Below are 19,108 nucleotides of genomic sequence, written 5' to 3' on the forward strand. Positions count from 1 at the left end.
CCTGCCGACGTCCGTGGTGACGGCGCCCTCAGCGCTCCCACGGCGCGGCGACCGGGAAGTACGCCGCGAGGAAGTCGGCCAGCAGCTCCTCGACCCGCTCGGGCGGCAGCGCGTAGTCGTGGTGGTCGGCCAGGCAGATGAAGTCCTGCTGCCGGTCCAGCAGCTGGTTGAGCTGGCGGGCGACGTCGCTGTTGCTGAGGTTCACGAACGCCAGGTCGCCCCGGCCGACGTACGCCGACCCGGTGACGAGCCCGTAGTGCTGGGCCAGGGAGCTCAGCAGCGAGACGTCGGTGTCGGAGCGGAACGGCGCGCGGGCCGTCGCGGCCAGGGCGTCCGGGAAGCGCTGCTCGATCTCGCGCAGGACCGAGACCCGGTGCGGGTGCGGGGTGTGGGCGAGGTGGTTCGTGGTGGTGACGCCGAAGGCCTCGCGCAGCAGGCGCCGGTTGTTCCAGGCCGCCTTGAGGTACGGCGGTGCGCCGGGTGCGTCCTCGAGGCCGACGGTCGTGTCCGACATGAAGGCGGCGAACTGGCCGGCCGGGCTGAAGAACGCCTCGGGGCGCAGCGGCCGGGCGAGGAACACGTCGTCGTTGAGGTAGATCCACTGCTCGCTCAGGCCCGGCACCCGGTGCAGGCCGGTCTCGATCGCGTGCGAGTTGAAGGTCGGCAGCGCGTCGGCCGGGAGGATGTCGCGGTGGTCGACGACCTGCAGCCGCGGGTGGCCGGTGTCGAGCCACGCGGGCACCTGGCCGGCGGTGACCAGGTGGATGCGGCGTACCCACGGGGCGAAGAGGTGGACGCTGCGCATCGAGAAGCGCAGCTCGTCGCGCGAGAGGTAGCGCGCGCGGCCGCTGGACTCCCGCGTCAGCGCGGTGCCGGTGACCTCGGCGAGGCGGCGCTCGCGGGCGTCGTTCCACGCGTCGTCGCCGCCGTCGACCCAGGTGTAGACGACGTCGACGGGGAAGCGGCACTCGTTGACGGTCGGCTCCGCCATCAGCGGCAGCGTCCGCACCAGCACGCCCGCGACCTCGGCGTCGACGGTGGCGGTTCCGCGGGGCACTCGGTGCGCGTAGCGGTTGGGGCCGGGCGAGACGAGATCGCCGTCGGGGCCTGCCTCCCAGAACTCCACGGCCACGCCGCAGCCCTGCCCGAGCAGGCCGGAGTCCGGCCACGGCTCGAGGACCATCCGGCTGCGCCGGCCGCGGCGCAGGTCGGTCGCGAGGCCGGCGACCGGCCCGCGGCGCTCGGGCCAGCCGGCGGTGGGCGGGTCCAGGAGCGAGAGGTAGGCCGGCAGCGCGGTGTCGGCGAGGTCGGCGAGGTCGGCGAGGAACGCGTCGCGGGCGTCCATGGGCAGCACCACGGTCGGCTCGGCGGCCTCGTGGGCCGGGATCACGAACCACGCGTCGCTGACCGACCGGGCGATGCCGGCCGCCAGGGAGAGCGTGGCGCGGCGGGCCTCCGCGGGCGTGGTGTCGGTGACGGTGCGGTCCGGCACCTCGGCGGGGGCCGGTGCGGGACGGGCCGCGCCGCGGCGGGCGCGGGCGTCCTCGAAGACCCGGGTCCAGCGCGCGGCGAGGTCGTGGGCGTCGTACTGCCGCGAGGACTCCAGCGCGCCCGCGCCGAGGCGGTGGCGCAGGTCGTCGTCGGTGGCGAGCCGGAGCAGGGCGCTGGCCATGCCGGCGATCGAGCCCTGGGCGACCAGGAGCCCGTTGACCTCGTGCCGGATGATCTCGCGCGGTCCGGACGGTGAGTCGAAGCTGGCGACGGGGACGCCCGCGGCCATCGCCTCCTGCACGACCAGGGGGAAGCCCTCGGCGCGCGAGGTGAGCGCGGCGATGCCGGCCTTGGCCCACTCGCCGCCCATGTCGGTGGTGCTGCCGGGCAGCTCGACCCGGTCGTAGAGGCCGAGCTTGCGGACCTGGCGGCGGATCTCGGGGCGGGCCGGCCCGTCGCCGTGGATGCGGAGCCGCCAGTCCGGCAGCCGGTCGGCGACCTCGGCGAACGCCTGCACGAGCCGGCCGAACTGCTTCTCCATCACCAGCCGGCCGGCGGAGACGATCAGCGGCTGGTCGAGGTTGGAGCGCGGGGTGAAGCCGAGCGGGAGCGGGTTCGGCATCACGACGATCTCGGGGCACAGCTCGCCGAGCTGGTCGCGCAGCCAGTCCGCGGTGCTGGGCGTCAGCATCGCGACGACGTCGGTCCGCGGCGCGAAGGCGAGCAGCGGCTCGAGGCCGGAGGTGCGGTCGGAGGAGGAGCGGTGCTCCTGGTGGACGAGTACGGCGGTCCGCGGCACCAGCTGCGCGGCGGCGGCGAGCAGCGCCGGGGTCACGGTGACGACGACGTCCGCCTCGAGCCGGGGCAGCGCCTCGAGCATCGCGGCGTCCGTGAGCGCGGAGAACTGGCCGTCCCACCGCGGGGGCACCAGCACCGACGGGCGGTCGTGCAGCGCGGGGGAGTCGCGGACGTCGGCGAGGTACTCGACCGCGATCCGCGGGTCGACGTCGTAGTGCGGGGCGTCGGCGCTGCGGGTGATGCTGACCAGCCGCACGTCGTGCTGCCCCGCAGCGGCCAGTGCATTGGCCTGGGTGATGGCCGAGCGGGACGTGCCGCCCATGCCGTCGAGGTTGAAGACGACGAACGCCAGCTTCACCAGATCACCAGCCTCACCGGGCGACCAGCTCCCCGGCCGGCGACCAGCGCAGTGGGTCGGGCAGCAGCACGGCCTGGCCGGGCGTCGCGAGGTCGTTGGCGCGGCGGCGCAGCGGCCGGTCGCCGGGCTGTGCCAGCACCGGCCCGGTCGGGCCGGGCGTGAGCACCACGGCGCCGTCGGCGACCGGGTACGTCGCCTCGCCGACCCGCACCGCCTCGACCTCCCCGGCCAGCGTCACTCGCACGCCGTCGCCCTCGACGGCGAAGCCGACCACGTCGACGCCCGGAGCGCGCCGGCGGCGGCGGACCCGGAGCGTCCCGGCGTCGGTGCGCACCAGGGCCCACTGCCACGGGCCGTCGGGCGGCACCCGGGTCGTGCTCTTCGCGAACGGCGCGATCGTCACCGGCTCGCCGTCGACGACGACGTCCCACTCGCCCTCGGTCCCGGGCAGGTCCAGCCCGCTGGCGGGATCGCCGGCGAGCGGGTGCAGCGTGCCGGCCGCGTCGCGGAGCGCGGGAGCGCCCTCGGCGGAGAGCCAGAGCCGGCGACCGTCGAGGATGCCGGCGTACGACGCGACCGGGCCGGCGCCGGAGGCGCGCCGACGGGTGAGCTTCACGTGCGGTTCAGAGCCCCGTGACGCCCTCGTCGCCGTACCCCTCGGCCTGCTCGTCGAAGTTCTCGCGCTCGAGCAGGTGGAGGATCGGGACGCCGAGGCGGCGGCGCGCCTTGGAGGTCCAGTCGAGGTGGAAGAACTCCGCGACGACGTGCGGGCGGGTCAGGATGATCGCCTCGCGGCCGTCGACCTCGGTCACCTTCGCCGCCAGGGCGTCGATCGGCGGGTCGACGACGACCTGGCCGTGCGCGGTGGCGCCGCTCGCGCGCAGCGCCTCCAGGGTCTGCTGGAGCTCGGCGTGGGAGCGGTCCTCGCAGTCCTTGCGGACGGCCTCGAGGTCGACCTCGCTCATCGGCATCGTCGGCGACGCGAGCATGTCGCCCGCGGTCAGCGAGCCCATCGCGGACTCGATCCGCGCCGCGGCGTCCTCCAGCGGCAGGAGCACGTGGTAGGTCACCGGCTGGTCCAGGCCCTCGTGCAGCGAGTGCACCTGGGCGGCGTCCTGGGCGGTCAGCGCCTGCTCGACGAGCAGGACGACGTCGTAGTCCTCACTGGAGCTGTTCTCGGACATGGCTTGCCTCTCAGTCGACGCTGAGAATCCTAGCGAGGTCGTAGCGCACCGGCTCCTCCAACTGCTCGTAGCCGCACGACTCCGGATCGCGGTCGGGCCGCCACCGCTTGAAGTGGGCGGTGTGCCGGAAGCGGCGGCCCTCCATGTGGTCGTACTTGACCTCCAGCACGCGCTCGGGGCGCAGGGGCGTGAACGACAGGTCCTTGCCCTGGCTCCAGCGGCTCTGTGTGCCCGGGACGCGGTCGGGGTTCGCGGTCAGGAACTCCTGCCATCGGCCCCACGGGTGTTCGGCGATGTCGACCACGAGCGGCTGGAGCTCCTCGATCAGCTCGGCGCGCCGCTTCTCGGTGAAGCTGGCGCTGACGCCGATGTGCTGGAGCTCGCCGTCGGCGTAGAGGCCGAGCAGGAGGCTGCCGAGCAGCGGCCGCTCCGGCGTGCTGGTCTTGTGCTCGCGGTAGCCGGCGACGACGACGTCGGCGGTGCGCTCGTGCTTGATCTTGAGCATGGCGCGGGCGTTGGGCTGGTATGGCGCACCCAGGGGCTTGGCCACGACGCCGTCGAGGCCCGCGCCCTCGAACTGGTGGAACCACTCCTCGGCCTCGGCGGGGTCGGTGGTCGCGCGGGTGAGGTAGCAGGGGCCTCCCTCGTGGCTGAGTCCGGCGAGGGCCCGCTCGAGGGCCGCGCGCCGCTCCTCGAACGGGCGCTCGGCGTACGCCTCGTCGCCGAGCGCGAGCAGGTCGAAGGCGACGTACGACGCTGGGGTCTTCTCGCTGAGCATGGTGATCCGCGACTCGGCCGGGTGGATCCGCTCCTGGAGCACCTCGAACTCGAGTCTGTCCCCGACGGCGACGAACAGCTCGCCGTCGAGCACGCAGCGCTCGGGCAGCTGCTCCCGCATCGCCGCGACGACCTCGGGGAAGTAGCGGGTGAGCGGCTTGGTGTTGCGGCTGGCCAGCTCCACCTCGTCGCCGTCCTTGAACACCAGGCACCGGAAGCCGTCCCACTTGGGTTCGATGTGGACGTGCGGCAGCTGCGCGAGTGCCTTCTCGAGGCTGGTGCTCTTCGCCAGCATCGGGAGGATCGGCGGCATCACAGGAAGGTCCACGCTCAGGACTCTAGTTCCGGGGCCGGCGACCGTCCCTCGCCCCGACTACGCGTCCGTCGCGAGGACGTGCAGTGCCGTGCGCACACCCAGGCGGATCCGGTCGCCGGGCACGAGGGCGTCCTCGAGCCAGGCGAGAACGGTGGTGCCGCTGTCGAGTCGGCACACCGCCTGGGTGGTCGGACCGAGGAACTCCGCGCTGACGACGGTGGCGGGTGTCCCGCGCGGGTCGATGACGCAGTGCTCGGGCCGGAGCAGCAGCTCGGCCGGCCCAGGCGCCTGAGGAGACCGGCACGGGGTCGGCCCGAGCTCGGTGTCCGCGACCCGGCCGTGAACGCTGGCCGCGTGCAGGATGGTGGCTTCGCCCAGGAGCTCCGCGACGTCCCGGTTCCGCGGTCGGTGGTAGACCTCTGCCGGCGTCCCGGTCTGCACCACTCGGCCCTGCACCATGACGGCGACCCGGTCGGCGACCGAGAGCGCCTCCTCGCGGTCGTGGGTCACCAGCACGGCACTCACCTTCTCGTGGACCAGCACGCGCTTCACCTCGCGTCGCAACCGGACGCGCGTGGCCTGGTCCAGCGAGGCGAAGGGCTCGTCGAGCAGCACCAGTTCGGGCCGCGGGGCGAGGGCCCGAGCGAGGGCGACGCGCTGCTGCTGACCTCCGGAGAGCTCCCGGGGAAGGCGGCGCTCGTAGCCGGACAGCCCGACGAGGTCGAGCAGCTCGGCGACCCGTTCCTCTCGCCCGGCGCTCCGCGCCGGCAGCCCGAACGCGACGTTGCCCGCCACGTCGAGGTGCGGGAAGAGCGCCCCCTCCTGGGGGACGATCCCAATGCGTCGCTGGTGGGTGGGCACGAACCGGGTGCGGTCGGCGACCACGTCCCCGCCGAGCCTGATGGTGCCGGCGCGGGGTCGCTCGAACCCGGCCAGCAGTCGCAGCAGCGTCGTCTTCCCGCAGCCGCTCCGGCCGATCACGCCGAGCAGGTCGCCGGTCTCCACGCCGACGGAGACCTTGGACAGCACCGGTTCCTCGCCGTACGAGAAGTCCAGTCCTCTGACATCCACCACGGTCACCGGGACCCCCAGCCCTTGCTTCTGGTCAACAGGAAGGACGGCACGCACGCCATGAGCACCAGCACGAGCGCGTACGGCGCCGCCGCCCCCTGGGCGGCGCCGGCGTTGCGCGACCACATCTCGGTGGCGAGCGTGTCGAAGCCGGAGGGTCGCAGCAGCAGGGTCGCCGGGAGCTCCTTCATCACGGTGACGACCACGAGGAGGAACCCGGCCGTGATGCCGGGGGCGGCGATCCGACCGGTCACGAGTCCGACCCGCACCCGTCCGCGACCGAGCGAGGCGGCCACCTCCCCGATCCGGGGAGGCACCGCGGCGACGGACGTGCGGATCGCTCCGATCGCCTTCGGCATGAAGAGCACCGCGTAGGCGAAGACCAGGATCGCGAGACTCTGGTAGAGCGCCGGCACCACGCGCAGCGAGAAGTAGACGAGCGACAGGCCGACCACGATGCCCGGCAGCGCATGCCCCGCGAAGGCACCCGTCTCGAGCAACGCGACCCCTCTGCCGGAGTGACGCGCCGCCAGCACACCCACGCACGAGGCGAGCAGCATCGCCACCAGGCCGCCCACGAGCCCGACGGTCAGCGTCGCGACGGCCGCGTCGGCGAGCTCCTCCAGGTCCAGGCGCGTGCGTGTACCGAGCGCGAGCCGGCGGAACAGCGCGACCACCGGAACCACGACGGCGACCACCACGGGAGCGAGCACCAGCACGAGCGCCGGCAGTCGGGCCGGGCCGAGCCTCGCCGGGACCAGTGCGCGCGGGGAGCCGGACGAGACCGACCAGCGTCGGGCGTTGCCACGTGCACCACGCTCGAGCAGCACCAGGACCACGGCCGCCACCACCAGGGCCATGGCCAGGACGACCGCGCGGTCCCGGCTCACGAAGGAGCCGTACGAGCGCTCGATGGCGAAGGTGAGCACGTGGTGCCGCATCAGGGCCGGCGTGCCGAAGTCGGCCAGCGTGTAGAGGCCCGCCAGCAGCGCGCCGGCTGCGGCAGCGGGCAGCACCTGGGGAAGCAGCCCCGTGCGCCACGCGGCGAAGGGACGCCGACCGTGGCTCCGCGCCACCTCGACCAGCGTGGCGTCGGCGGACCGCAGCGCGGCGGCGGTCGGGAGCACGACGTACGGCACGCAGGTGGCGCTGAGGATGGCCCACGTGGGCCAGAAGCCCGCGAGGGTCGGTGTGGTCGTGAGCCAGCCGAAGGCGGCGACGTAGGACGGCACCGCGAGGGGGAGTGCGCTCAGGACCAGCAGGGGGCCGCGCAGGGGCAGGTCCGTCGAGGTCAGGAGCCAGGCGATGGCGACGCCGAGGACCAGGCAGGTCGAGACGACCGCACTGACCAGCACCACGCTGTTGAGCGTCCAGTCCAGCACCTGGTCGCGTAGGAGGGACTCGACGACCTCGGTGCGACCGGCCGTGGTCACCCGGACCACCAGGTAGAGCAACGGGAGCAGCGCGCAGCCAGCCCCCAGAGCCGCTCCTGCCAGCAGGAGGGCCGGGGGCCGGCGCTGGGCGAGCAGGCCGCTCAGCTGAGCCCAGCCTCCTCGATCATGGTGATGGAGGTGCCGACGTCCGCGAGGTCGGACAGGTCCGCGACCGGGCCCTTGATCGAGGTCAGCTCGGGCAGGCCGTCCGGAGCGGCGATGCCGGGGACCAGGGGGTACTCGAAGGTGGTGTCGGCGAAGTACTGCTGGCCCTCCTCGGAGACGAGGTAGGAGATGAACGCCTGGGCGTCGGGGTGGTCGGAGAGTGCGGCCGCGCCGGTCACGTTGACCAGGGCGCCCGGGTCCCCGGCCTCGGGGAACTGCAGCTCGGTCACGACGTTGTCCGAGCCGACCTCGGCCGCGAGCTTGAAGACGTAGTAGTGGTTGATCAGGCCGATGTCGATGACGCCACTCTCGAGAGCCTCGAGGACGTCGCCGTTCCCTTCGAACGTCTGGGGGTCGTTGGCCGCCATGTCCTCGAGCCAGGCGCGCGCTGCGTCGTCACCCTCGGCGGTGCGGAACCCGGTGACGAACGCCTGGAAGGAGGCGTTGCCCGGCGCGGCCCCGACGCGTCCGGCCCACTCGGGGTCCGTCAGCGCGGTGACGCTGGTCGGGACCTCGTCGGCGCCGAGTGCCTCGGCGTTGTAGGCGATGACCCGGGCGCGGCCGGTGACGCCGACCCAGGAGCCGTCGGTCGAGGTGAACGCGGGCAGCACCGCGGACGTGATCTCCTCGGGCAGGGTCTGCACGTTGCCCTCGGCTGCCAGGGCGCCGAGCGCGCCGGCGTCCTGGGAGAGGAAGACGTCGGCCGGGGTCTGGTCCCCCTCCTCCATGAGCAGTGCCAGGTGGTCGGGGGTGTCGGCGTACCGGGCCTCGACCTCGATCCCGCTCTCCTCGGTGAACTGCTCGATCAGCGGCGCGACGAGCTCCTCGTCGCGTCCGACGTACACCACGAGCGGCTCGTCGGACGCGGTGTCGCCGCCCGAGCCGGAGTCGTCGTTGCCGCATCCGGTGAGGGCCAGCGAGAGCAGGCCGACGGCAAGGAGGGAGGTGCGACTGCGCATGATTCTGTCCTCTTTCAAGATTGGTTAGGCTAACCTAAAAGACGGCTGGTGGTCGTCGCACTCCCCCATCTGAGGGGGTGCTGGCGGAAAGGGGTGTGAGGTGCACGGACATCACCTGCTGGTCGTCGACGACCATCCGGTGCTCGCGGAGTCGCTGGCGCACGTCCTCGCCGGCCGCGCCGAGTACGCCACCGTCGTGGTCGCGCACAGCCTCGCCGACGCACGCACCGAGCTCGGACGTTCCGCGTTCGACCGGGCCGTCGTCGACGTCCGGCTCCCCGACGGCGACGGCACCTCCCTCGTGCCCCAGCTCGTGGACCAGCCAGGTGGCTGCCGCGTGGTCGTGCTGACGGCCCATCCTCATCCGCACGTGGTGGCCCGGGCGACGTCGGGCGGTGCCGCGTCGGTCCTCCCGAAGGGCTCGAGCCTCACGGTGCTGCTGGACGCACTGGAGGGACGGCTCCCGCCGGCGACGACCGGCGATGCTGCCGACGTCCCGAGCCGCTTGAGCCGGCGCGAGATCGAGGTCCTGACCCTGCTCGCCGACGGACAGGACGTCCGGCAGGCGGCGAGAAGGCTCGAGATCAGCCACCACACCGTGCGTGACCATCTCAAGAGCACGTACGTGAAGCTGGGCGCTAGCAGCCAGCTCGAGGCCGTGCTGACCGCTCATCGCGAGGGCCTCATCGACGTCGACGGCGGCCACCACCCGTGATTCCCCGGCCGGCTCCCGAGCGGTACGTGCAGTGGGCTCTGGCCCGCCATGTCGCCGGGATCGTCGTGGTGATGGCGGCGGTCGGGGGTGCGGTGCTCTGGCAGGGGCACCGGCTCGCGACCCAGGAGGCGGACGACGCTGCTGCGGCGACGGTGCGCACGACGGCGCTCGACCTGGTCGTCCCGCTGACGAGTGCCGACCTGTCCGCAGCCGACGGTCCGGGCGTCGAGAGCCTGCCCGCGCGGGTGGGCCCCTGGCTCGCGGCGAACGAGCTGGCCTCCGTGCACCTCTGGCAGCGCCGTGCCGGGGGAAGCGCGGAGATCGTCTGGTCGTCGGACCCGGCCGCCGCGGGACTCGTGGAGCGATCGGCCGACGCCGTCCCGGTCCTCGGGACGACCGACATCGTCGTCCAGCGCGTCGTCCAGCGCGTCGTCCAGCGCGTCGAGCAGGGCGTCCACCCCGGTCGCGGGCGGCCCGAGCCCTTGTACGTGGCCTACGCCGGCTTCACCGACAGGTCCGGCCTGACGTTCGCTCTCGAGGTCCGGCGACCGGTGCACGGGTACGCGCAGATGCGCTCCGGCCTGCTGGCCGACTGGCTGCCCGTCGCGCTGGGAGGCGTCCTCGTCCTCGGGTTGGCGACGCTGCCGCTGTCCGTCGTCCTCGCGCGCCGCGTGACCGCGGGCGAGCGCGTACGCCGGCAGGTCAGCCACGACGCCCTGATGGCGGCCTCGACGGAGCACCGCCGGATGGCCGAGGCGCTGCACGAGCGCTCGATCCAGGATCTCGCGTCGGTCGCGATCCTCATCGACGCGCTCCGCGAGGAGGACCTGAGTCCGCGCGCCGACGACCTGGCGCGACGGATGGCCGACATCATCGACGCCGACGTCGAGCACCTGCGCGCGCTCCTCGACCGCGGGCACGACCACGGCAGCCAGCACGACGACCTGGAGGCGGCTCTTCGCCGCTGGCCGGAGCAGATCGGGCTCGCGGAGGACCGCGTGACCCTCGTGGTCGACGCCGAGCTGGGGCTGGACGTGCCAGCGGTCGAGGTCGTGCACCGGGTCGCGAAGGAGCTCATGCGCAACGTCGCCAAGCACGCCGCCGGCGCCCGGGTCCTGGTGACCGTCTCGCGTCGCGGCGACGCCCTCGACCTGTGCGTCCAGGACGACGGACCCGGCTTCGACCCCTCGCGACCTCCGGGGACCGGGCTCCGCCTGGCGCGAGCGGCGATCGAGAGCTGGGGAGGCAGGTTCGACGTTCGGAGCTCGCCCGGCGCCGGAGCGCGAGCTGTCGCCTCGGTGCCGCTGACGAACGCCGGAGGCGGCGCGCCGCCGAAGGGAGGGAAGCTCAGGCGGAGCCTGGGTGAGGCGTGCTCGCGAACGAGCTGATCGGCCTGCGGGAGCCTCGAAACCACCCGACGGGCGAGGCTGGCCTAGCCTGTCTCCCAACAATCCCCGGTTGGTCTGCCGGCAGGGCCCGCCTGACTTTGAATCAGGACTAGCGACGTAGGTTCGACTCCTACCCGGGGAGCGTGAGCCAGCTGACGGTCGTGGTGCTCGCCGCAGGCGGCGGCACCCGGATGAAGTCCAAGACCATGAAGGTGCTGCACCCGATCGCGGGTCGCACCATGATCGGTCACGTCCTCGCGGCGGCCCGGGCGGTCGAGCCGGCACGGATCGTGGCGGTGGTCGGACACCAGCGCGACCAGGTGGAGCCGCACGTCCTCGAGCTCGTGCCGGACGCCGTGGTGGCGGTCCAGGAGGAGCAGCTCGGCACCGGCCACGCCGTGCGGATGGCGGTCGAGGCGGCGGCTGCGAACGGGCAGAGCCTCGACGGCACCGTCCTGGTGGCGTACGGCGACACGCCCCTCCTGCGCGGGGAGTCGCTGCGCGACTTCGCCGCCGAGCACGAGGCGGCGCAGCGGGCGGTCAGCATCCTGAGCGGGATCGTCGCGGACCCGTTCGGCTACGGGCGCGTGCTCCGCAACGACGAGGGCGACGTCGAGGCGATCGTCGAGGAGAAGGACGCGACGCCGGAGCAGCGCGAGGTCCGGGAGATCAACTCGGGGATCCTGGCCTTCGACGCCGAGTTCCTGCTGTCCGCGCTGCCGCGGATCGGCAACGACAACGCCAAGGGCGAGTACTACCTGACCGACGCCATCGCCCTGGCGCGTGAGGACGGCCTGACCGTCGGCGCCTACCCGGTCGACGACGTCATGCAGACCGAAGGCGTCAACGACCGCGTGCAGTTCGCCCGGATGGGCGCGGAGATGAACCGCCGCATCGTCGAGGGCTGGATGCGCGACGGCGTCACGGTGATGGACCCGGCGACGACGTGGATCGACGCCGACGTGGTGCTGGGGCGGGACGTCACGATCCTGCCCGGCGTCCAGCTGCTCGGGACCACGGTCGTCGGGGAGGACGCGGTGGTCGGCCCGGACAGCACGCTCAAGGACTGCGAGGTGGGCGCCGGCGCGCGCGTCGTCCGCACCCACGGCGAGCTCGCGGTGATCGGCGTCGGCGCGAACGTCGGGCCGTTCTCCTACCTGCGCCCCGGCACGAGCCTGGGCGCCGGCGGCAAGATCGGCGGTTTCGTCGAGACCAAGAACGCCCGGATCGGGGACGGCGCCAAGGTCCCGCACCTCTCCTACGTCGGCGACGCGGAGATCGGCGAGGGGACCAACATCGGCGCGGGCACGATCTTCGCCAACTACGACGGCGTGCAGAAGCACCGCACGAAGATCGGCAAGCACGCGAAGACGGCCTCGAACAACACCTTCGTCGCGCCGGTCGAGGTCGGGGACGGTGCCGGCACCGGCGCCGGCACCGTCGTACGCCGCAACGTGCCGCCGGGCGCTCTCGCCGTCTCGAGCGGCCCGCAGCGCAACCTCGAGAGGTGGGCGCTGCGCAAGCGCGCGGGCACCGCGCAGGCGGAGGCGGCCGAGGCCGCGCTGTCCGAGGGCCCGGGCGGTCGACCGGAGGGTGAACAGGACGTGGCAGAATCCTGATGTACGGCCTCCGGCGACCGAGGGAGCAGCGACCGTGACCGGATACAAGAAGACCACCGAGAAGAACCTGATGGTCTTCAGCGGTCGGGCGCACCCCGAGCTGGCCAACGAGGTCGCCGAGCTCCTCGGGACCGACCTGGTCCCGCAGTCGGCGTACGAGTTCGCGAACTCCGAGATCTACGTCCGCTACGAGGAGTCGGTCCGCGGCTGCGACGCCTTCGTGATCCAGAGCCACACGGCTCCGATCAACGAGTGGATCATGGAGCACCTGATCATGGTCGACGCCCTCAAGCGCGCGTCGGCCAAGCGGATCACGGTCGTGATGCCGTTCTACGGCTACGCCCGCCAGGACAAGAAGCACAAGGGTCGCGAGCCGATCTCGGCCCGCCTGATGGCCGACCTGTTCAAGACCGCGGGCGCCGACCGGCTGATCACCGTCGACCTGCACGCCGACCAGATCCAGGGCTTCTTCGACGGCCCGGTCGACCACCTGATGGCGCTGCCGATCCTCGCGGACTACGTGAAGGAGAAGTACGGCAACCAGCAGCTCGCCGTCGTCTCCCCGGACGCCGGCCGGATCAAGGTGGCCGAGCGCTGGTCCTCCCGCCTCGGTGGCGCGCCGCTGGCCTTCATCCACAAGACCCGCCGCATCGACCGCCCGAACGAGACCGTCGCCAACCGCGTCGTCGGTGACGTCAGCGGCCGGATGTGCGTGCTGGTCGACGACATGATCGACACCGGCGGCACCATCGTGAAGGCCGCCGAGGCCCTCATGGCCGACGGCGCCGCGGGCGTGATCATCGCCGCCACCCATGCGATCCTCTCCGACCCGGCCGTGGACCGGCTCAAGAACTCCCCGGCCGCCGAGGTCGTCGTCACCAACACGCTGCCGCTGTCCCCGGACCAGGAGTTCGACAAGCTCACCTGCCTGTCGATCGCGCCGCTGGTCTCCCGGGCGATCCGCGAGGTGTTCGAGGACGGCTCGGTCACCTCGATGTTCGACGGCAACACCTGAGGATTCGCACTCTCGTCGTACCCCCGTTAGGCTTGTGCGGTTGCCTCGGCGAGGGAGCCCCCGAGAGGGAGCTCCGTGATCGACAGGGCTGGCTACCTCCGGGTGTGCCCCCGCGGTCCGCGCGCCGAGGCCCCGAGACGAAGAAGCAGCCAGCACGTACGAGGAGCAGTTCGCATGTCCGAGAAGATCAAGGCCGAGTCCCGCACGGAGTTCGGCAAGGGCGCCGCTCGCCGGATCCGCCGTGAGCACAAGGTTCCCGCCGTCATCTACGGCCACGGGAACGAGCCGATCCACGTGACCCTGCCGGGCCACGACACGATGATGGCCCTCAAGCACGGCGGCGCCAACGCCCTGCTCGAGCTCGACATCGACGGCAAGAGCCAGCTCGCCCTGACCAAGCAGGTCCAGGTCGACCCGATCCGCCGCGTCCTCGAGCACATCGACTTCGTCGCCGTCGTCAAGGGCGAGAAGGTCACCGTCGACGTCCCCGTCCACCTGGTCGGCGAGGCCGCCAAGGAGACCCTGGTCGTCACCGAGAACGCCACGGTCCAGATCGAGGCCGAGGCGACCCACATCCCCGAGTTCATCGAGGTCGTCATCGAGGGCGCCGAGGCCGGCACCCAGATCCACGCCTCCGACCTGAAGCTCCCGTCGGGCAGCACCCTGCTCCTCGACCCCGAGGCGCTGGTCGTGAACATCACCGAGCAGCAGTCGCAGGAGGCACTGGAGGCCGAGCTGGAGGAGGCCGAGGCCGAGGCCGGCATCGAGCGCGACGAGTCCGACAACGACGTCGACGAGGCCCCGGCCGAGGGCGAGGCCGCGTCGGAGGAGTGACCCTCCACCTGTTCAAGAGAAAGGGCCGGGACTCCGTGGCCGACTCCAACACCCCCGTGTGGCTGGTGGTCGGGCTGGGGAATCCCGGCCCTTCCTATGCCGGCCACCGGCACAACGTGGGCTACCTCGTCGTCGACGAGCTGGCCCAGCGCATGGGTGCGCCGTTCCGCGCCCACAAGTCCGGCCGGGCCGAGATCGTCGAGGGCCGGCTCGGGGCGCCCGGTACGCCGGGGCCGCGGGTCGTGCTGATGAAGGCGCGCTGCTACATGAACGAGTCGGGTGGGCCGGTCAAGCAGCTCGCGACGTTCTACAAGGTGCCGCCCGAGCGCGTGGTCGCGGTGCATGACGAGCTGGACATCCCGTTCGACACGATGCGGGTCAAGCTCGGCGGCGGCGACAACGGCCACAACGGGCTGCGCTCGATGCGCTCCTCGCTGGGCACCGGCGACTTCCACCGGGTGCGGGTCGGGATCGGCCGGCCGCCCGGGCGCCAGGACGTCGCGGACTTCGTGCTGTCCAACTACTCCTCGTCCGAGAAGAAGATCCTGCCGTTCCAGGTCGACAAGGCCGCCGACGCCGTCGAGTCGCTGGTGACCGAGGGCCTGGAGCGCACCCAGCAGAGCTACAACTCCTGACCCCGGAAGTAGGGTGCCCCGCATGACGTTCGAACCCGGAACCCCGCCCGCCGCAGCCGCCACCGACGACCACGCGCTCGCCGCCTGGCTCGCGACCGTCGCCGGCGAGCGGCTGCTGGAGGTCCGGGGTGAGGGTCTCGAGGGTCGCGAGCTCAAGGACGCCGGCGACCGCGCAGCGCACGAGCTGCTCATGGAGCTGCTGGCCCAGCACCGTCCCGGCGACAGCGTGCTGTCGGAGGAGGGCAAGGACGACAAGGCGCGCCTGGAGAACGACCGGGTCTGGATCGTCGACCCGCTCGACGGCACCCGCGAGTTCTCCGAGGTGCCCCGCGACGACTGGGCTGTGCACGTCGCGCTGTGGCAGGACGGCGACCTGGTCGCCGGTGCCGTCGCCCAGCCCGCGCTCGGCGAGACCTTCAACACCGGGACGCCGCCCGTCGTACCGCCCTCGACCTCGCAGCGCCCGCGGATCGCGGTGTCGCGCAGCCGTCCGCCGGAGTTCGTCCACGGCCTGGCCGAGGAGCTCGACGCCGAGCTGGTCGCGATGGGCTCGGCCGGCGTGAAGGTCATCTCGGTGGCCCGCGACGTCACCGACGCCTACGTCCACGCGGGCGGCCAGTACGAGTGGGACTCGGCCGCCCCGGTCGCGGTCGCCCGCGCGGCCGGGCTGTTCACCTCGCGCATCGACGGCACGCCGCTGCAGTACAACCAGGAGGACGTCTACCTCCCGGACCTCATCGTCTGTCGGCCCGAGCTGGCCGAGCGGATCGTGGCCTGGATCAAGGAGCACGGCTACGAGTGAGCCCGGCCTGAGCTTGCGTCGAGACACCCTGAACGGCCCCGGATCCGCCCGATCCGGGGCCGTTTCTGGTGTCTCGACGGCCCCGACGCAGCCGGGAGTGGTGCGTCGGCGTACCCACGGACGAAACGGATGTCCGGACGCCGGTTCCACATCCGTTTCGACCGTGGGTACCGGCCCGTGAGGCAGAGGCCAGGTCTAGGACGGGTCCTGGTCGGGCGCCGGCGGCTGCCAACCGACGCTGCGGGCGACCCCGACGGCGGCGAGCTGTGAGCTGACCTCGAGCTTGGCGAGGATCGACTTCACCTGTGTCCGCACCGTCGCCTCGGAGACGAATCGGCTCCGGGCGATGTCGCGCACCTGGTTGCCCTGCATGAGCTGCCCGAGCACCTCGCGCTCACGGGTCGTGAGGTGGCCCAGCCGCCGTCGGACCAGCTGCTGGGCACTGCGCTGCGCGTGCCACGTCCGGAGCAGCTCCTCGCGCTCCTCGTGATCCATCACCGGGAGGCCCTGGTAGATCCGGCGGACGACCGACATCACCTCGTTCAGGGGCTGCGTCTTGGCGATCACCTTGCGGGCGCCGTGCCGGATGCACTCGCCCCAGCGGCCCTGGTCGGTGGACGCGGTGACCACGACCACGTTCGCCCCGGTCCGGGCGAGCGGGTTGATCAGGTCGGCGCCGTCGCCGAAGCCGCCGAGGTCGAGGTCGAGGAGCACGATGCGCGGGCGCAGCCGGACGGCCGCCGTGACGACCGCCGCGGTCGAGCTGGGCTTGACCGGCACCGGGAAGCGGCGCACGTCGTACCCCTCCATCGTGAGGGCGAGGTCGAGGGACTCGGCGAACAACGGGTGATCCTCGATCAGGAGGATCCGGACCCTACTGCGCGACGCTGCGGGCTGCGTCATCGCGACGACCTTCGGGGAGAGGGGAGACGTTCCGGATGCCCACGACGAAGGCGGCACCCTGCTTCCAGGACGGGTCGTGACGGAGGTAGCCACCGCTGCGGAGCATCAACCGGCGAGCGACGTGCAGGCCGAGCCCCTGACCGGTCGAGTCCTCCCCGCGAGCCCCGCGCAGGAACAGCGATCCGTTGCAGTCCGGTGGCACGCCCGGCCCGGAGTCGGCCACCACGACCTCGATGTGCCCCTCGGCCTCCCGGGCGAAGACCGCCACGGTCGCTCCCGGGGCGTGCCGAGCGGTGTTGTCCAGCAGGATGTTGAGGGTCTCGGCGAGGTCGTCCTCGCGCGCCCAGGCGACCAACCCACTCGCCTGCGAGGTGACGCTCTGGCCTTGCGCGCGCCGCGCCACGAGCAGGGGACGGAGGACGTCGTCGACCGGCACGAGACGCGGAGCGCTCAGCGCGGTTCCTTCCATCAGCCGCTGGAGCCGGCACGACTCGCGCTCGAGCATCTCCTCGAGCATCTCGCGGCTCGGTCCCGGCAGCGGCGGCACGTGGTGGATCAGCCGGGACGCCGAGGCGATCCCGGCGATCGTCCCGCGGATCTCGTGCAGCCGCTCGCGGTCGGCCTCGGCGTGTGCGGTCGTGCTCGCGAGCTGGTCCTGGAGCACCGTGATCGCGGTCCGGTCGTCGTTGATCGCCAGGCGGAGCGTGGCGAGCGAGGTGCCGAGAAGCAGTGCGGCAGCAACGGTCGTGAGCGCGATGCTCGCCAGGTGCACCTGGACCTGCGCAGGGCCGGCCGTCAGCAGGCAGGCGCGACCCAGGAACAGCGCCACGATGGCGGCCGCGAACCGGTTCGTGGCCCAGGCGGGCAGCGTGGCGAGGCGCTCGACCTCGACGGCGACGACGACGCCCGCCACGACGAGCGGGAGCGTGAGCAGGGCCGTGGCCGAGTGGGCGAGCGTGTGCTCGCCCGCCGACCTCGAGATCGCGATCGCCACCCCCGACGCGACGAACGCCAGCACGAACCCGACGGCTGCGGGGTCGACCGTCAGGGGGACCCGCTCGCAGATCCGCACCATCCCCAGGAGGGCCAGGACGACGACGTCCGTGACGACCAGGGGAGCCGTGATCGGCCGGTCGGCCGAGGTCACCGCGTCGAGGCCGGTGGCCGTGAGGCCGAATCCCCCGACGAGGATCAGGCCGGCTGCGAGCCAGGCGGTGCTGTCGGACCTGGTCAACCGGTGGTGCAGATACAGGAAGATCCCGCTCACGACGGCAGCGCTGTGCAGCACCAGGCCGGCGGCTGCGGCCGCGGAGGGTGCACTGCGCGCCTCCGGCACGATCGCCTGCACGACGAGCTGCGGGACGACCACCACGGCCAGTGCGGCCGCGGCAGCGCCCCAGCCCCATGCACCGTCCGGATGCCGCAGCTCCTGGGTCCACTGGCTCATCACGTCTCACCCCCGGTTGGCGAGCCCTGGATCTTGAGCCGCCTCGTCTGACTCCGCGATCGAGCGGCACCCCGTCCGCACGACCCCGGCGGATCGTTCATTGCGCGACCGTAGGGGTCGGCTCCGAAGGCTTCGCGGAGCTTCGAAACCCGATACCCCAAATTGGTGAGGGCGGTGGAACCGCGGACGGACGTGGCGTCACCGGACTCCAGCGGTCCCGGCGTCCGGGAGCCTCGACAGCACCTGATGGGGGCAGGCGCGAGGCGGCACCGGGGTGGGCACAGCCCTCGCGTCGAGTCGCACCGTGACCGCCGGAGCCGGCGACACGATCACGATGACCGACGCGGTGCCGAACGTCGTCGGTTCGGTCCCGGAGTCCCCAATTTCAGGGGGTCTGGGGTTTCAGGGGACGACACCGTGCTCCTTCCGCACAGGATGGCGGGGCAGGCAGTACGGGGAGCGCCGTGGACGCTGGCCGTGGGCGTCGGAAGAGAGGCTCGGCACATGTCCCTCCAGTCCCATGTCGTCGTCACGGCGGAGCAGTGCCTGATCGCCGACACGGTCACCGCGGCCCTGGTCGCGTCGGGCCTTCGCGTCTCGCGGCTCCCGTGGCTCGTCGAGCCGAAGCCGCCGCGACCGCGCTCGGCCGACCCGGTCGATGTGGGGCTGATGTTGAGCGACCTCCGGCCGCCCGCGCGCCTCGCCGAGGCGCAGCGGCGCGTGCGTGCCACGCGCGTCCCGTGGCTCGTCCTGACGGGAGCGGTCCCGGGGCCGTTGTGGGGCGCGATGCTCGAGGCCGGGGCAGCCGCGGTGCTGCGCAACTCGGCCACCCTCGAGGAGGTCGGACGGACGATCGACCGGCTGCTAGCCGGTGAGCCCCTGATGGGCGAAGCCGAGGTCGCCGACCTCGTGCGAGCCTGGCACGTCGTCGAGCAGAACCGTCTCGCGGCGGTGCGGCGGGTGCGGTCACTGAGTACCCGCGAGGTCGCGGTCCTGGGGCTGATGCACGCCGGCGAGTCGGTCCAGCAGATCGCCGCGGTGCTCGACGTCAGCGAGTCGACGGTCCGCAGCCACGTGCGCTCGGTCCTGCAGAAGCTCGGGGTGAAGACGCAGCTGGCCGCGGTCGCCGAGTACGAGCTGGCGAGCAGAGACCCGGACCGCGACGGAGGCAGCTGCTAGCCGCCGCCGCGGCCGGCGT

17 protein-coding genes and 1 tRNA gene are annotated in these 19,108 nt (G+C 72.6%); 9 read left to right on the forward strand and 9 right to left on the reverse strand.

Annotated elements, in window-relative coordinates:
* Window positions 1-28 precede the first annotated feature (28 nt).
* The 7 genes from ACYQ0U_RS10860 to ACYQ0U_RS10890 form a co-directional block, all read right to left on the reverse strand.
* The gene (locus tag ACYQ0U_RS10860) at window positions 29-2,647 is read right to left on the reverse strand and encodes a stealth conserved region 3 domain-containing protein (RefSeq protein WP_459972591.1); all 2,619 of its coding nucleotides are present in this window, start codon (window positions 2,645-2,647) and stop codon (window positions 29-31) included.
* Between the two features lie 13 nt (window positions 2,648-2,660).
* A complete protein-coding gene (locus ACYQ0U_RS10865) occupies window positions 2,661-3,263 on the reverse strand; it encodes a hypothetical protein (protein WP_459972593.1) in 603 nt (200 codons plus the stop codon).
* Window positions 3,264-3,270: 7 nt separating this feature from the next.
* Entirely contained in the window at window positions 3,271-3,831 is a 561-nt protein-coding gene (locus tag ACYQ0U_RS10870) for a hypothetical protein (RefSeq protein WP_459972595.1), read from the reverse strand.
* Between the two features lie 10 nt (window positions 3,832-3,841).
* Window positions 3,842-4,936 (reverse strand): ATP-dependent DNA ligase, encoded by a 1,095-nt coding sequence (locus ACYQ0U_RS10875; protein ID WP_459972598.1) that lies wholly within the window; start codon window positions 4,934-4,936, stop codon window positions 3,842-3,844.
* A gap of 45 nt (window positions 4,937-4,981) precedes the next feature.
* Window positions 4,982-6,004 (reverse strand): ABC transporter ATP-binding protein, encoded by a 1,023-nt coding sequence (locus ACYQ0U_RS10880; protein WP_459972600.1) that lies wholly within the window; start codon window positions 6,002-6,004, stop codon window positions 4,982-4,984.
* On the reverse strand, window positions 6,001-7,449 hold the full coding sequence (locus tag ACYQ0U_RS10885; protein WP_459972603.1) for an ABC transporter permease: 1,449 nt from the start codon (window positions 7,447-7,449) through the stop codon (window positions 6,001-6,003). Before ACYQ0U_RS10885 ends, ACYQ0U_RS10880 begins: the two co-directional genes overlap by 4 nt.
* Before the next feature lie 80 nt (window positions 7,450-7,529).
* Window positions 7,530-8,552 (reverse strand): iron ABC transporter substrate-binding protein, encoded by a 1,023-nt coding sequence (locus tag ACYQ0U_RS10890; RefSeq protein ID WP_459972605.1) that lies wholly within the window; start codon window positions 8,550-8,552, stop codon window positions 7,530-7,532.
* A gap of 100 nt (window positions 8,553-8,652) precedes the next feature.
* Between ACYQ0U_RS10890 and ACYQ0U_RS10895 the strand changes: the two genes are divergently transcribed.
* The 8 genes from ACYQ0U_RS10895 (at window position 8,653) to ACYQ0U_RS10930 (ending at window position 15,560) form a co-directional block, all read left to right on the forward strand.
* Complete coding sequence (locus ACYQ0U_RS10895; protein ID WP_459972607.1) at window positions 8,653-9,267, forward strand: response regulator transcription factor; 615 nt, start codon at window positions 8,653-8,655, stop codon at window positions 9,265-9,267.
* A gap of 26 nt (window positions 9,268-9,293) precedes the next feature.
* Complete coding sequence (locus ACYQ0U_RS10900; RefSeq protein WP_459972610.1) at window positions 9,294-10,655, forward strand: sensor histidine kinase; 1,362 nt, start codon at window positions 9,294-9,296, stop codon at window positions 10,653-10,655.
* Window positions 10,656-10,718: 63 nt separating this feature from the next.
* Window positions 10,719-10,797: transfer RNA gene (locus ACYQ0U_RS10905), tRNA-Gln, on the forward strand.
* A gap of 1 nt (window position 10,798) precedes the next feature.
* A complete protein-coding gene (gene glmU, locus ACYQ0U_RS10910) occupies window positions 10,799-12,274 on the forward strand; it encodes a bifunctional UDP-N-acetylglucosamine diphosphorylase/glucosamine-1-phosphate N-acetyltransferase GlmU (RefSeq protein WP_459972612.1) in 1,476 nt (491 codons plus the stop codon).
* 34 nt (window positions 12,275-12,308) lie between these two features.
* Window positions 12,309-13,289 carry a ribose-phosphate diphosphokinase gene (locus tag ACYQ0U_RS10915; protein WP_459972614.1) on the forward strand — a complete coding sequence of 327 codons (981 nt, stop codon included), beginning with the start codon at window positions 12,309-12,311 and terminating at the stop codon, window positions 13,287-13,289.
* A 174-nt stretch (window positions 13,290-13,463) separates the two neighbouring features.
* On the forward strand, window positions 13,464-14,123 hold the full coding sequence (locus tag ACYQ0U_RS10920; protein ID WP_459972616.1) for a 50S ribosomal protein L25/general stress protein Ctc: 660 nt from the start codon (window positions 13,464-13,466) through the stop codon (window positions 14,121-14,123).
* Window positions 14,120-14,758, forward strand: coding sequence for an aminoacyl-tRNA hydrolase (gene pth, locus ACYQ0U_RS10925; protein ID WP_459972618.1), 639 nt, complete (start codon window positions 14,120-14,122; stop codon window positions 14,756-14,758). The genes ACYQ0U_RS10920 and pth overlap by 4 nt, the downstream gene beginning before the upstream one ends.
* Before the next feature lie 22 nt (window positions 14,759-14,780).
* Window positions 14,781-15,560, forward strand: a complete 780-nt coding sequence (locus ACYQ0U_RS10930; RefSeq protein WP_459972621.1) for a 3'(2'),5'-bisphosphate nucleotidase CysQ — start codon at window positions 14,781-14,783, stop codon at window positions 15,558-15,560.
* A gap of 195 nt (window positions 15,561-15,755) precedes the next feature.
* On the opposite strand, the gene ACYQ0U_RS10935 is transcribed toward ACYQ0U_RS10930, so the two are convergent.
* Together ACYQ0U_RS10935 and ACYQ0U_RS10940 are read right to left on the reverse strand one after the other, a co-directional pair.
* On the reverse strand, window positions 15,756-16,463 hold the full coding sequence (locus tag ACYQ0U_RS10935; protein WP_459972623.1) for a LuxR C-terminal-related transcriptional regulator: 708 nt from the start codon (window positions 16,461-16,463) through the stop codon (window positions 15,756-15,758).
* Window positions 16,435-17,910 (reverse strand): sensor histidine kinase, encoded by a 1,476-nt coding sequence (locus ACYQ0U_RS10940; RefSeq protein WP_459972626.1) that lies wholly within the window; start codon window positions 17,908-17,910, stop codon window positions 16,435-16,437. Before ACYQ0U_RS10940 ends, ACYQ0U_RS10935 begins: the two co-directional genes overlap by 29 nt.
* Window positions 17,911-18,414: 504 nt before the next feature.
* Between ACYQ0U_RS10940 and ACYQ0U_RS10945 the strand changes: the two genes are divergently transcribed.
* Window positions 18,415-19,089 carry a helix-turn-helix transcriptional regulator gene (locus tag ACYQ0U_RS10945; RefSeq protein ID WP_459972628.1) on the forward strand — a complete coding sequence of 225 codons (675 nt, stop codon included), beginning with the start codon at window positions 18,415-18,417 and terminating at the stop codon, window positions 19,087-19,089.
* Window positions 19,090-19,108 lie beyond the last annotated feature (19 nt).

This window comes from Nocardioides pyridinolyticus (assembly GCF_054653575.1).

Coding starts and splice junctions, on each gene's coding strand:
- ACYQ0U_RS10870 (WP_459972595.1), bottom strand. CDS start 3,831: ATGTCCGAGAACAGCTCCAGTGAGGACTACGACGTCGTCCTGCTCGTC.
- ACYQ0U_RS10890 (WP_459972605.1), bottom strand. CDS start 8,552: ATGCGCAGTCGCACCTCCCTCCTTGCCGTCGGCCTGCTCTCGCTGGCC.
- ACYQ0U_RS10920 (WP_459972616.1), top strand. CDS start 13,464: ATGTCCGAGAAGATCAAGGCCGAGTCCCGCACGGAGTTCGGCAAGGGC.
- ACYQ0U_RS10930 (WP_459972621.1), top strand. CDS start 14,781: ATGACGTTCGAACCCGGAACCCCGCCCGCCGCAGCCGCCACCGACGAC.
- ACYQ0U_RS10935 (WP_459972623.1), bottom strand. CDS start 16,463: ATGACGCAGCCCGCAGCGTCGCGCAGTAGGGTCCGGATCCTCCTGATC.
- ACYQ0U_RS10940 (WP_459972626.1), bottom strand. CDS start 17,910: ATGAGCCAGTGGACCCAGGAGCTGCGGCATCCGGACGGTGCATGGGGC.
- ACYQ0U_RS10945 (WP_459972628.1), top strand. CDS start 18,415: ATGTCCCTCCAGTCCCATGTCGTCGTCACGGCGGAGCAGTGCCTGATC.